Annotated in this window: 11 protein-coding genes; 6 read left to right on the top strand and 5 right to left on the bottom strand. The window is 72.4% G+C overall.

Going from position 1 to position 12190, the window contains the following annotated elements:
- Positions 1 to 126 precede the first annotated feature (126 nt).
- From ACZ5FU_RS20715 to ACZ5FU_RS20700, 4 genes are all read right to left on the bottom strand, one after another.
- Complete coding sequence (locus tag ACZ5FU_RS20715) at positions 127 to 2169, bottom strand: beta-galactosidase (RefSeq protein WP_451530670.1); 2043 nt, start codon at positions 2167 to 2169, stop codon at positions 127 to 129.
- A 75-nt stretch (positions 2170 to 2244) separates the two neighbouring features.
- A complete protein-coding gene (locus ACZ5FU_RS20710; RefSeq protein ID WP_451530671.1) occupies positions 2245 to 3582 on the bottom strand; it encodes an ABC transporter substrate-binding protein in 1338 nt (445 codons plus the stop codon).
- A gap of 91 nt (positions 3583 to 3673) precedes the next feature.
- Positions 3674 to 4621 carry a carbohydrate ABC transporter permease gene (locus tag ACZ5FU_RS20705; RefSeq protein ID WP_451530672.1) on the bottom strand — a complete coding sequence of 316 codons (948 nt, stop codon included), beginning with the start codon at positions 4619 to 4621 and terminating at the stop codon, positions 3674 to 3676.
- Positions 4622 to 4625: 4 nt separating this feature from the next.
- Complete coding sequence (locus tag ACZ5FU_RS20700; protein ID WP_451530673.1) at positions 4626 to 5552, bottom strand: carbohydrate ABC transporter permease; 927 nt, start codon at positions 5550 to 5552, stop codon at positions 4626 to 4628.
- 350 nt (positions 5553 to 5902) lie between these two features.
- Here ACZ5FU_RS20700 and ACZ5FU_RS20695 point away from each other — a divergent pair, with 350 nt between their 5' ends.
- Positions 5903 to 6937, top strand: a complete 1035-nt coding sequence (locus ACZ5FU_RS20695) for a LacI family DNA-binding transcriptional regulator (RefSeq protein ID WP_469046121.1) — start codon at positions 5903 to 5905, stop codon at positions 6935 to 6937.
- Positions 6938 to 7075: 138 nt separating this feature from the next.
- Here ACZ5FU_RS20695 and ACZ5FU_RS20690 read toward each other — a convergent pair whose 3' ends face one another.
- Positions 7076 to 7744: a lysophospholipid acyltransferase family protein gene (locus ACZ5FU_RS20690; protein WP_468646918.1), complete on the bottom strand. Its 669-nt coding sequence runs from the start codon at positions 7742 to 7744 to the stop codon at positions 7076 to 7078.
- 202 nt (positions 7745 to 7946) lie between these two features.
- Between ACZ5FU_RS20690 and ACZ5FU_RS20685 the strand changes: the two genes are divergently transcribed.
- The 5 genes from ACZ5FU_RS20685 to ACZ5FU_RS20665 all read left to right on the top strand — a co-directional run bounded on the left by ACZ5FU_RS20685 (position 7947) and on the right by ACZ5FU_RS20665 (position 12144).
- Entirely contained in the window at positions 7947 to 8123 is a 177-nt protein-coding gene (locus ACZ5FU_RS20685) for a hypothetical protein (protein WP_451530676.1), read from the top strand.
- 158 nt (positions 8124 to 8281) lie between these two features.
- Entirely contained in the window at positions 8282 to 8599 is a 318-nt protein-coding gene (locus ACZ5FU_RS20680; RefSeq protein WP_451530677.1) for a hypothetical protein, read from the top strand.
- Between the two features lie 310 nt (positions 8600 to 8909).
- Positions 8910 to 9257, top strand: a complete 348-nt coding sequence (locus ACZ5FU_RS20675) for a PRC-barrel domain containing protein (protein WP_451530678.1) — start codon at positions 8910 to 8912, stop codon at positions 9255 to 9257.
- Between the two features lie 112 nt (positions 9258 to 9369).
- On the top strand, positions 9370 to 11010 hold the full coding sequence (gene pgm, locus ACZ5FU_RS20670; RefSeq protein ID WP_451530679.1) for a phosphoglucomutase (alpha-D-glucose-1,6-bisphosphate-dependent): 1641 nt from the start codon (positions 9370 to 9372) through the stop codon (positions 11008 to 11010).
- A gap of 264 nt (positions 11011 to 11274) precedes the next feature.
- Positions 11275 to 12144, top strand: coding sequence for a PP2C family protein-serine/threonine phosphatase (locus ACZ5FU_RS20665; RefSeq protein WP_468836465.1), 870 nt, complete (start codon positions 11275 to 11277; stop codon positions 12142 to 12144).
- Positions 12145 to 12190: the final 46 nt, after the last annotated feature.

Genomic DNA, 12190 nt, shown 5'->3' with positions numbered 1-12190 from the left:
TTCTCCCAACTGCGGTGCGGTCGCTGCATGGGCCCCTCCCGCCGGGGGCGGGAGGGCATGGCCCTCGGCGCGGCACGTGTACGTGCCGCGCCGAGGAGTCGTGCGGGGGTGGGGCGGGCGCCCGTCTCAGCCGACGGGCCGGCGCAGTACGGCGACCTCGCGCGGCCCGAGGACCAGGGCGCCGTCGGTGCCGCCCGTGCCGACCAGGACGTCCCCGTCCAGTCCGGCCACCGGCACCGTGTCGTCGGTGCGGTTGACCAGGAACAGGAAGCGCTCCGAGTCCCCGCGCCGGACGGTCAGTTCGACCCGGCCGCGGGCCTCCGCCGGAAGCTCGCTGACGACCCCGGCCGGCTCCAGCAGCCGCGGCAGCAGCGCCGTCAGGCCCTCGACGCCGAGACGGGTGGAGACGTAGGCGGCCGAACCCTCCCCGGTGGTGCGGCGGGTGACGGCGGGCCGGCCGGCCTGCGCGCCGGTGCGGTAGCCGGCCAGGACCTGCGTGTCGGCGTCGGCGACGCTGATCCGGTCGGTCCACAGGGTGCCCGTGGTGCCGTCGTCCAGCTCCACGCTCTCGCCGGCCAGCAGCGGCCCGAACTCCTCCACGCGGATGCCGAGCAGCTCGCGCAGGGCGCCGGGGTAGCCGCCCAGCCAGACGTGGTCGTTCTCGTCGACGACACCGGAGAAGTACGTGGTGATCAGGTGACCGCCCCGCTCGGCGTACCGGGTCAGCTCCTTGGCCAGCTCGGCGGGGACCACGTGCAGCACCGGGGCGATCAGCACCTCGTGGCGGGAGAGGTCGGAGCGGGTGGTGACGAGGTCGGCGCGGACGCCGAGGGCGAGGAGCGCCGAGTACCAGTCGAGCGCCTCCTGCCGGTAGTCGAGCAGGGAGGTGGGGTGCGAGTCCTGCTCGCTGGCCCACCACGACTGCCAGTCGTACAGGATGCCGACCCGGGCGTTCTCCCGCTCGGTCCCGGCGACCGGCGCGAGGGTCTTCAGGGTCTCGCCGAGCGCGGTCACCGCCCGGAACAGGTCGCTGTCGGCACCGGCGTGCGGGACCATCGCCGAGTGGTACTTCTCGGCACCGGCCGCCGACTGCCGCCACTGGAAGTAGCAGACCGCGTCCGCGCCGTGCGCCACGTGCAGCAGGGCGTCGCGGGCGAGCTCGCCGGGCCGCTTGGCCACGTTGACCGGCTGCCAGTTCACGGCGCTGGTGGAGTGCTCCATCAGGAACCAGGGCCGGCCGGCGGCGATGCCGCTCGTCAGGTTGGCGGAGAAGGACAGCTCGTCGCGGTCCTGCGGGCCGGGGTGGACGTAGTGGTCGTTGGAGACGAAGTCGATCTCGTCGGCCCAGTCCGCGTAGTCCATGCCCTTGGTGTTGCCCATCACCATGAAGTTGGTGGTGGCCGGCACGTCGGGGGTGATCTCGCGGAGGATCTCCCGCTCGGCGCGCAGGTAGTCCTTCAGCGCGTCCGAGGAGAAGCGCTTGAAGTCCAGCTGCTGCGTCGGGTTGGGGTGCGAGGCGGCCAGCCGCGGCGGCAGGATCTGCTCCCAGTCGCTGTAGCGCTGCGACCAGAACGCCGTGCCCCACGCGTGGTTGAGGGCCTCCAGCGTGCCGTAGCGGGCGCGCAGCCAGCCGCGGAAGGCGCGGGCCGCGTCGTCGGAGTAGTCGTAGACGTTGTGGCAGCCCAGCTCGTTGGAGATGTGCCAGGCCACCAGCGCGGGGTGGTCCTTGTAGCGGTCCGCCAGCTTCCGCACCAGCCGCAGGGCGTGCTCGCGGAAGACGGGGGAGGTGGGACGCCAGTGCTGGCGGGCGCCCGGCCACACCGTCGCGCCGTCCGCCGTCACCGGCAGGATCTCCGGGTGGGCGGTGGTCAGCCACGGCGGCGGGGAGGCGGTCGCGGTGGCCAGGTCGACACCGATGTCATGGGCGTGCAGGAGGTCCATGACCTCGTCGAGCCAGGCGAAGTCCCAGGTGTCCTGGGTGGGCTGGATCCGGGCCCAGGAGAAGATCGCCACGGACACCACGGTGACGCCGGCCTCGCGCATCAGCCGGACGTCCTCCTCCCACACGTCCCGTGGCCACTGCTCGGGGTTGTAGTCGGCGCCGTAGGCCAGGCGGGGGGCGGGGTCACCGTCCGCTCCGCGGCGGCGGGAGTGGAGGGTGGAGATCATGGCGGTCCTTCCGGGGTGTGGTGCACGGGACGGCGCGGACCTCGTCCGCGCCGCCCTGCTTCTGGTGCTGTGGTGCTACTTCTCGACGGTGAAGCCCTGCTCCTCGGCGTACTTCACCGAGGCGTCCTGCCAGGCCTTCAGACCGTCCACGAGCTTGGTGTTCGAGACGTAGGCCTTGCCGACCGTGTCGTTGAAGATCGAGTGGGCGTACTGCTGGAAGGGCAGGTACGACCAGTCGCTGGCGACGTTCGCGGCGGACTCGGCGAAGATCTTGTTCGCCTCCTGGCCGCCGAGGTAGTCGAACTTGGTGCTCTGGAACGCGGGGGACTCCAGCTCCGCCTTGGTGGCGGGGAAGGCGCCCTGCTTCACGCGGGTCTGGACACCGTCACCGGAGTTCGCGTACTCCACGAAGGCGTAGGCGAGCTCCTTGTTCTTGCCGAGCGAGGGCAGGGTCAGCGAGCTGCCGCCGTTCTCCGCGCTGGCCTTGTCGCCCTTGGTCCAGGCCGGCATCGCGGCCGCGCGCCACTGGCCGGCCGCGTTCGGCACACCGGTGACGAAGTTGGCGGGCATCCAGGCACCGGTGGTCAGGGTGGCGATGCTGCCGTCGCCCAGGCCCTTGTACCAGTCGTCGGTCCAGCCGGTGACCGGGGCGAGGAGCTTCTCGTCGATGAGCTTCTGCCAGGTCTCCGCGTACTTCTTCGCCTTCGCGTCGCTGAAGTCGATCTTCACGTTGGTGCCGTCGACCTTGTACGGACGCGAACCGGCCTGCCACAGCATGCTGGTGGTGAAGCCGGCGTCGCCGGTGTCGTTGGCGATGTAGACCTTGGGGTCGGCCTTGTGCAGCGCCCGCGCGGCGTCGACGTACTCGTCCCAGGTGGTCGGGACGGCGATCTTGTACTTGTCGAAGATCTTCTTGTTGTAGAACATCGCCATCGGGCCGGAGTCCATCGGCAGGCCGTAGACGGCCTTGTCCTCGCTCACGGCGTTCCACGGGCCGGGCGTGTACTTGGACGCCAGCTTGTCGGCACCGAAGGGGGCCAGGTCGGTGAGGCCCTTGCCGAGGGCGTACTGGTTCACCGCGAAGTACTCGATCTGGGCGACGTCCGGGACGCCCTTCTCGGCCGAGATCGCGTTCGACAGCGCGGTGTAGTGCTTGTCGCCCGACCGCTCGCTGACGAGGTTGATCTTGACCTTGGGGTACTTCTTCTCGAAGTCGGCGGCGACCGTCTTCAGCGTGGGCTCCCAGGACCACACGGTCACCGTGCCGCCCTTCTTCAGGGCCGCCTGGACGTCCGTGGCGGAGACCGCCTTGTCGGCGGAGTCGTCGTCCGAGCCGCCGCAGGCGGTGGCGCCCAGGGCCACGGCCGACAGGAGGGCGATGCCGCGCAGCAGGCGGCTGGTGTTTCTGCGCATGAGGGTGTTTCCACTTCTTCGTGGGTGGGACGGGGTGAGGGTGGGGTGGTGCGGGGTGTGGGGCTGAGGGGGCGGCGGGGGAGCCGCGCGCTCACTCCTTGACGCTGCCCGCGGCGAGACCCGACTGCCAGTACTTCTGGAGCAGCAGGAACGCGGCGATGAGCGGCAGGATCGTGAGCAGCGAACCGGTGATCACCAGGTTGAAGATGACCTCGCCGCCGACGGTCTCGGCCTGGGAGTTCCAGGCGCTCAGACCGAGCGTCAGCGGGTACCAGTCCGCGTCCTTGAGCATGATCAGCGGCAGGAAGTAGTTGTTCCAGGTGGCGACCGTGGTGAACAGCAGCACGGTCACGATGCCGGGGGCGAGCAGCGGGAGGGCGACGGTGAAGAAGGTGCGCGCCTCGCCGGCCCCGTCGATGCGGGCGGCCTCGAGGAGTTCGGTGGGGATGGCCTCGGTGGCGAACACCCACATCAGGTACAGGCCGAACGGCGAGACCAGTGAGGGGATGATCACCGCCCACGGCGTGTCCGTCAAGCCCATCTTGCTGAACATCAGGAAGGTGGGCACCGCGAGGGCCGTGCCGGGGACCGCCACCGCGCCGATGACCGTGGCGAAGATGCCGCGCTTGCCGGGGAAGTCGAACTTCGCCAGCGCGTAACCGCCGAGGACCGCCAGGAGGGTGGCCCCGCCGGCGCCCAGCACCACGTACATCAGGGTGTTCAGCAGCCAGCGCCCGAACACGCCGTCGTGGTAGGTGAACGTGTCGTGGATGTTGTCCCACAGCGCGAAGTCGTCGGCGAACCACATCCCGGACGAGTCGGCCAGACCCGACTGCGTCTTGGTGGCGTTGATGGCCAGCCAGATCAGCGGCACGACGGTGTAGACGACGATCAGCGAGGTCAGCACCGTCAGCAGCACGCTGCGCTTGGGCTTGTCGGGGGAGTGCCGGCTCGGCTTGCGCAGGCGGGGCGTGTTCCGGCCGGGGCCGGAGGTCTTCGCGGGCGCGGCCGGGGAGTCGGTGGTGAGAGGGCTGCTCATCGGGTCACGCTCCCTTGCGCATGCCGCGCAGCTGCACGACGTAGGCGATCACCATCGTGATCAGGCCCATGATGATGGCCACCGTCGCGGAGTAGTTGTGCTGCTGGCCGTTGAAGGACAGCGAGTACGTGTAGAAGTTCGGCGTGTAGTCGGTGGTGATGGCGTTGCGGGCCAGCGGCCGCAGGATGTTCGGCTCGTTGAACAGCTGGAAGCTGCCGATGATCGAGAAGATCGTCGCGATGACCAGGGCGCCCCGGATCGCGGGCAGTTTGATCGCGGTGATCACGCGGAACTGTCCGGCGCCGTCGATCTCCGCCGCCTCGTACAGCGAGTTCGGGATGACGCGCAGCGCCGAGTAGAAGATCAGCATGTTGTAGCCGACGAACTCCCAGGTGACGATGTTGCCGATGGACGCCAGCACCAGGTCGGGGGAGAGCGGGTCGGGCAGCGAGACGCCGAACGCCCCGTTGATGTCACCGACCAGGCCGTACTTGGTGCCGTACATGAAGCCCCACATGAGGGTGGCGACCACGGCGGGCACCGCGTACGGCAGGAAGATCGTGATGCGGAAGAAGCTCTTGCCGTAGAGCCGGCCGCTGTCCAGCGCCAGGGCCACCAGCAGGGCGATGCCCAGCATGATCGGGACCTGGATGACCAGGAACAGCGACACCCGCACGAGCGAGTCCCAGAACTGGTCGTCCTGCAGCGCCTGCGTGTAGTTGTCGAAGCCGACGAACTGGTTGCCGCCGATGAGCTGGTCCCGGAAGAGGCTGAGGTAGATCGAATACACGATCGGCGCCAGGAAGACCAGGGCGAACACGGCCACGAAGGGCCCGATGAAACCCCAGCCCGTCCACGAGCGGCGGTCCCGTTTCGCCGGAGGGGGCGCCGGCCGCGGCTCGGCGGCCACCGGCGGTTGCAGCGTCGTCATGTCGTTCCTCGCTCATCCAGTCCTGGACCAGGCGGTGTCGTGCGGGTGTGCCGTGCGCATCGCCACGATGTTTACGCAAACATCAGCCATCCGGGAGAACCGGTGGGCTGTTATGTTTACGTAAACATCTGATGGCGGCATGTCTACACTGCCCCGATAACCAGGGTCAAGGGTCATCTGCGCAGACCCTGGGAGCCGCAGCGAGAGGAAGAGGGGGGCGACGCGTGGAGATGGCTGAAAGAGCCCCTGCGGGCGAGGCCGGTACGGCCGTGGGCCTGGCAGGGGACACTCAGGGGCAGGAGACCGCGGCACGACGCGCTCGCGGACGCGGCCGGGCCACCACCGCCTCGATGGCGGACGTGGCACGCCTGGCGGGCGTCTCCTCCCAGACGGTCTCCCGGGTGTCCAACGGTTACGCCGGTGTGAACGAGGAGACCCGGCAGCAAGTGCTCGCCGCCATGAAGGAGTTGGGCTACCGGCCGAACAGCGCGGCCCGCGCCCTCAAGCGCGGCGAGTTCCGCACCATAGGCGTCATCACCTTCACGCTGTCCACGACCGGCAACATGCGCACCCTGGACGCCATCGCCACCTCCGCCGCCGCCGAGGGCTACGCGGTGACGCTGCTGCCGGTCGCCCTGCCCACCCAGGACGAGGTGCGCGGCGCGTTCTCCCGCCTGGAGGAGCTCGCCGTCGACGCGGTCATCGTCATCATGGAGGTCCATCTGCTGGACGCGGCGATCGTCACCCTGCCGCCGCACGTCCAGGTCGTGGTCGTCGACTCCGACGCCGGCAGCCACTACACCGTCGTCGACACCGACCAGTGGGGCGGCACCCGGGCGGCCGTCCGGCACCTCCTGGACCTCGGGCACCCGACGGTGTGGCACCTGGCGGGCCCCGCGGACTCCTTCGCCGCCCAGCGCCGGGCCGATGCCTGGCGAGGAGCGCTCACCGACGCCTCCCGCCCCGTCCCGCCCCTCGTCCGGGGGGACTGGTCGGCGGAGTCCGGATACCACGCCGGCCTCGAACTCGCCGCCCGCGAGGAGTGCACCGCCGTCTTCGCCGCCAACGACCAGATGGCCCTCGGCCTGCTGCGCGCCCTGCACGAGCGCGGCCGGCGCGTCCCCGAGGACGTCAGCGTCATCGGCTTCGACGACATCCCCGAGGCCGCCTCCTTCCTGCCCCCGCTGACCACCCTCCACCAGGACTTCGCCGAGGTCGGCCGGCTCTGCGTCCAGGCCGTCCTGCGCAAGATGCGCCGCGACGGCGCTCAGCGCGGCACGACCCTCGTACCGACCCGGCTGGTCCTGCGCGACAGCACCGCGCCGCCGCCGGGCGCCGGTTCCGGGGGCCCGTCGCGGACCGCGGCAGGCCCGGGGGAGGGCTGAGACCGGCCCGGGGGCCGGGGGGCCGGGGGCCCGGCTCGAGGGCCGGGAGGGCTGGGGCCGGCCGGGGCGTGCCGTCCGCCGGGCGGCGGACCCGCGGCCCGGCACACGGCGCGCCCGCCGTCCGCCGGACCCGGACCTCTACACCAGGTCCAGTTCCAGGTCCCGTTCGCCCACCGCTCGGGCCGCCGTGCGCCAGGCGACCGTGACGGCGGTGCGGGCGGCCGCCGTACCCGTGCGGGCCTCCGCGGGGAGCCGCATCGGGGCGCCGACGTGGACGTGGCAGTGGGGGCGGCGAAGCGGTGCCGTGAGGGCCCCCGCCATCTGCTTGGCGGTCGAACCCGAGGAGATCCGCCGGGCGCCGACGTGGCCCACCGGCACCACCAGGGCACCGGAGACCCGCGCGAGGCGGGCGAGCCCGGTGCGGAAGGCCTCCGGCGGGCCGGGCGCGGCGTCCCCGCGGTCCGGCAGCCCGCCCTCGCCGTAGAGCAGGACGTGCCGGCCGCCGGCGAGGGCCTCGGCGGCGGCGTCGAGGGCGTGCGCGGCGCGTGCCGAGCGGCGGTGGACGGGGATGTGCCCCTCGCGGGCCAGCGCCCGGCCGAGCACCGGCACCCGCCAGAGCCCCGCGGTCGCCATCACCACGGGCTCCACGCCGAGTCCGCGCAGCGCGGCCAGCACGATCGCGGGGTCGGCCAGGGAGTCGTGGTTGGCGGCGAAGATGGTCCCCGCGGACAGGCGCATCCGCAGTTCACTGGTCACGGTCAGGCGCCCGAACAAGGGCACCAGGACGGAGGCGGCACGGACGAGCACGGCGGGCCCTTTCCGGTCGGGGACGGGCGAGTGAGCCCAGTCTCACGGCGGCGCGGTGGCCACGCCTGAGTACGGCTACTCAGACTCCCTTACGAATTCCGCGAGTTGGGCCGTGTCCACGGCCCGGTCCGGGGCATCCGCACCACGACGGACCCGACCGGGCCGACACCGGCACCCACGACCCCCCGAAGGGACGGACCCCTTGCTGGCCATCATCGCGGCGGTGGCGTTCTTCATCGCCTTCCTGATCAACGCGGCGGAGATCTCCACCAACGACGCCTTCACCTCCACCAACATCATGCTGCTCGGCCTGACCCTGCTCGCCCTCCACGTCGGCGGCGTCGGCGCGGGCTGGTCGGCGCGCGGCCGCAGACGCTGAGGACGGCTTCGGACGGGCCCGCCCTCCGGGGCGGGCCCGCCGACGCGCGCCCGCGTCCGCGCCGTTCGGACGACCCGCCGACCGGGACGGGTCCGGCGGTGTTCCGATGGCCGGGCGGAACTCGGGGTAGGCGGGAGGAAACCCAGGAAAGGATCGTCATGACGACCTACGTGATCAGCGTCCCCGGCACCTTCACCAACGGCGTCGACGCGGACACCCGGGACCGGATCGGCCGTTCCCTGCGGCCGGCCGACCCGCACCGCACGCAGATGGGGAACAGCGAGGACCTCGACGCCCTCTCCCTCAACGACGACGACACCTTCACCATCCGGCTGACCGTGGAGGCGGACAGCGCGCCGCACGCCGAGGAGAGCGCGCGTCGGCTCGCGCAGTCGGCGCTGCGCGAGTCGGGCCTGGAGGAGGGCGACGCCCCGCTGGGCCCGGCGGCGGTCACGGGCATCGACTCCGACATCTGAACCCGGCCCCGCGCGGACGGCCCCGCGCGGACGGCCCCGCGCGGACGGCCCCGTGCGGACCACCCCCCACGTCAGGTCCCGTACGGACGGCCCCACGCGGACGGTCCCGCGCGGACGGTCCCGCGCGGACGGCCCCGCGCGGACGGTCCCGCACCGGAGGTCCCCCGATCGGCCCCGCACGAACGGGGCCCGGAAGGGACTTCGGGCGGGCCGGCCGCGCCCGGGGACGCCGGGACCGGTCTCCCCGACGTCTGCCGCGAGCCGTACCGGGCACACGCAGGAACCAGGACACGACCCCAGGGAGGACATCGTGAGCGAATACCGAGGACACAGCGTCCCGACCGCCGGGCACACGCCCGACGACGACCTGACCGGCTACCAGGTGGACGCCACCGACGGCCACGCGGGCAGGGTCAGCAAGTACTCCGCCGACCTCGGCCCGCAGTACCTGGTCGTGCGCACCGGCGTGTGGTTCCTCGGCAAGGACGTGGTGCTCCCGGCGGACGCCGTCATGGGCGTCGACCACGGGGCGCGCATCGTGCAGGTCTCCCGGACCAGGGACCAGGTGCGCTCGGCGTCCGTCTTCGACGTGGACACCTACCTGGGCGACCCCCGTCACCGCGACCAGCTCGGCGGCCGGCACGGCTCGGGTCACTGAACCGCGCCGCCGCCTCACGCCGCCGCGGGCCGGGCCCCCCTCGCGGACCGGCCCCCCGACGGGGAAAGATGGGACGGCGAGCGACGGATCAACCCATGCGGAGGAACGGACCATGCAGCACGAACGAGCGGGCCGGCCGGCCGGCCCCGAGGATCTCGTCGACGTGGCCCGGCTGGTCACCGCGTACTACGCGCTGCACCCCGACCCCGCCGACCCGGCGCAGCGGGTGGCCTTCGGCACCTCCGGCCACCGTGGCTCCTCGCTGAACACGGCGTTCAACGAGGACCACATCGCCGCGACCAGCCAGGCCATCTGCGAGTACCGCGCCGCGCAGGGCACCGACGGCCCCCTCTTCCTGGGCGCCGACAGCCACGCTCTGTCCGAGCCCGCCCGGGTCACCGCCCTCGAGGTGTTCGCCGCCAACGACGTGACGGTGCTCATCGACGCCGCCGACGGCTACACGCCCACCCCGGCCGTCTCGCACGCCGTGCTCACCCACAACCGGGGCCGCACGAGCGGCCTCGCGGACGGCGTGGTCGTCACCCCTTCGCACAACCCGCCGGGCGACGGCGGCTTCAAGTACAACCCGCCCAGCGGCGGCCCGGCGGGCTCGGACGCGACCTCCTGGATCCAGGACCGCGCCAACGAGATCATCGCGGCCGGCCTGAAGGACGTACGCCGCGTCCCCTACCGCCGGGCGCTCGCCGCCCCCGGCACGGGCCGCCACGACTTCCTCGGCGCGTACGTCGCCGACCTGCCGGCCGTCCTGGACCTGGACGCGATCCGTGCCGCGGGGGTCCGCATCGGAGCCGATCCGCTCGGCGGGGCCTCCGTGGCCTACTGGGGCCGGATCGCCGAGGAGCACCGGCTCGACCTGACCGTGGTCAACCCGCTCACCGACCCCACCTGGCGGTTCATGACGCTGGACTGGGACGGCAAGATCCGCATGGACTGCTCGTCGCCGTACGCGATGGCCTCGCTCATCGAACGGCGGGACCGTTTCCACATCGCCACCGGCAACGACGCCGACGCCGACCGGCACGGCATCGTCACCCCGGACGCGGGCCTGATGAACCCCAACCACTACCTGGCCGCCGCCATCGCCTACCTCTACACCCACCGCGAGCGGTGGCCCGGACACACCGGGATCGGCAAGACCTTGGTGTCGTCTTCCATGATCGACCGGGTGGCCGCCGATCTCGGCCGCCGTCTGGTCGAAGTGCCCGTCGGCTTCAAGTGGTTCGTGGACGGCCTGGTCGACGGCTCGCTCGGCTTCGGCGGGGAGGAGTCGGCCGGTGCGTCCTTCCTGCGCCGCGACGGCTCGGTGTGGACCACCGACAAGGACGGCATCATCCTGGCGCTGCTCGCCTCCGAGATCACCGCCGTCACCGGGAAGACCCCCTCGGAGCACTACGCGGCCCTGACGGCCCGCTTCGGCGAGCCCGCCTACGCCCGGATCGACGCCCCCGCCACCCGCGAGGAGAAGGCGCTGCTCGCCAAGCTCTCGCCCGCCCAGGTCACCGCGGACACGCTCGCCGGAGAGCCGGTCACCGGCGTCCTCACCGAGGCGCCCGGCAACGGCGCGGCCATCGGCGGCATCAAGGTGACCACCGAGAACGCCTGGTTCGCCGCCCGCCCCTCCGGCACGGAGGACGTGTACAAGATCTACGGCGAGTCGTTCCTGGGCCCCGACCACCTCCGCCGGGTGCAGGAGGAGGCCAAGGACGTGGTGATGACGGCCCTCGGCGGCTGACGCGCGGACCGCGCGGGGGCTCGGGCCGACGGCGTGGAGGGCGTGCCGTCACCCGGGCCCCGCCGCTCACGCCGGCCCCTTCGCACCAGCCGCGGCGCCACGTACGGCCGGCGGGTGGCCCACGGGTGACCGGCGGGTGGCCGCCGGCGGTCGGTGAGGCCGGCCCGGTTCACCGTCCCCGTGCGGAGTCTTGTCGCTATCATCCAATAAACGTAAAAGGTGAATTTCGCCCCGAAGGGGCTACCGTCCTCTCCGGAGGGAGCCATGTTCCGCAAGCGCCCGGCGGACGACGGCGACGAACTGCTGGCCAGGCTCGGTTCGCTCACCGCCCAGGCGCGCGAACGCGCGGAGCTGCAGCGCTCCCGCGTCGAACTCGCCCTCGCCCTCCAGCGCGGCATGCTCCCCAGGGACCTGCCCACCGCACGCGGCTACCGGCTCGCCGTCCGCTACGCGCCCGCCTACCACGGCCTCAACGTGGGCGGCGACTGGTACGACGCCTTCCCGATGGCCGACGGCCGCATCGGCCTGTCCATCGGCGACGTCCAGGGCCACAACATCGAGGCGGCCGCCTTCATGGGCCAGGTCCGCGTCGGCCTGCGCGCCCTCGCCTCCGTCACCGGCGAGCCCGGCGAGCTCCTCGCCGCCACCAACGACCTGCTGCTCTCCCTCGGCGGCGACCTCTTCGCCACCTGCACCTTCATACGCCTCGACCCGGCGACCGGCGTACTGGAGAGCGCCCGCGCCGGCCACGTCCCGTGCGTGTGGGCCACGGCGGACGGCAGGTCCGGCGTCGCCGAGGACCAGGGCGGCCCGCCCCTCGGTGTCCTGGCGGGGACGACGTACCCGGTCACCCGCTACCGGATCGCCCGGGGCGGGGTCTTCGTCCTGCTCACCGACGGCGTCGTGGAGGGCCCCTCGATGAGCGTCGACGAGGGCCTGGACCAGGTCGTACGGCTCGCCGGCGTCGCCGCCGTCGCCGGTCTGGAGGCCCCCGCCCTCGCCACCGCCGTGATGAAGGGCGCCGAGCGCGTCGGGCACGAGGACGACGCCGCCGTCCTGGTCCTCCGGCACGACGGAGCGGACGACGGCGAAGGGGCGGACGACGGCGAAGGGTCGCGGCGCGTTCAGCCGTAGGACCCGTCCCCGCGCCTCCCGCCTCGCCGCGAGCGCGGGCCCGGTG

Source organism: Streptomyces sp. NPDC031554, assembly GCF_055580685.1.
Note: the sequence above shows the minus strand (reverse complement) of the source record. Positions and strands in the feature narration are given on the sequence as shown.

Excerpts from the sequence above, each read along its gene's own strand:
- ACZ5FU_RS20715 (WP_451530670.1), bottom strand. The coding sequence starts at position 2,169 with ATGATCTCCACCCTCCACTCCCGCCGCCGCGGAGCGGACGGTGACCCC.
- ACZ5FU_RS20710 (WP_451530671.1), bottom strand. The coding sequence starts at position 3,582 with ATGCGCAGAAACACCAGCCGCCTGCTGCGCGGCATCGCCCTCCTGTCG.
- ACZ5FU_RS20705 (WP_451530672.1), bottom strand. The coding sequence starts at position 4,621 with ATGAGCAGCCCTCTCACCACCGACTCCCCGGCCGCGCCCGCGAAGACC.
- ACZ5FU_RS20700 (WP_451530673.1), bottom strand. The coding sequence starts at position 5,552 with ATGACGACGCTGCAACCGCCGGTGGCCGCCGAGCCGCGGCCGGCGCCC.
- ACZ5FU_RS20695 (WP_469046121.1), top strand. The coding sequence starts at position 5,903 with ATGGCGGACGTGGCACGCCTGGCGGGCGTCTCCTCCCAGACGGTCTCC.
- ACZ5FU_RS20680 (WP_451530677.1), top strand. The coding sequence starts at position 8,282 with ATGACGACCTACGTGATCAGCGTCCCCGGCACCTTCACCAACGGCGTC.
- pgm (WP_451530679.1), top strand. The coding sequence starts at position 9,370 with ATGCAGCACGAACGAGCGGGCCGGCCGGCCGGCCCCGAGGATCTCGTC.
- ACZ5FU_RS20665 (WP_468836465.1), top strand. The coding sequence starts at position 11,275 with ATGTTCCGCAAGCGCCCGGCGGACGACGGCGACGAACTGCTGGCCAGG.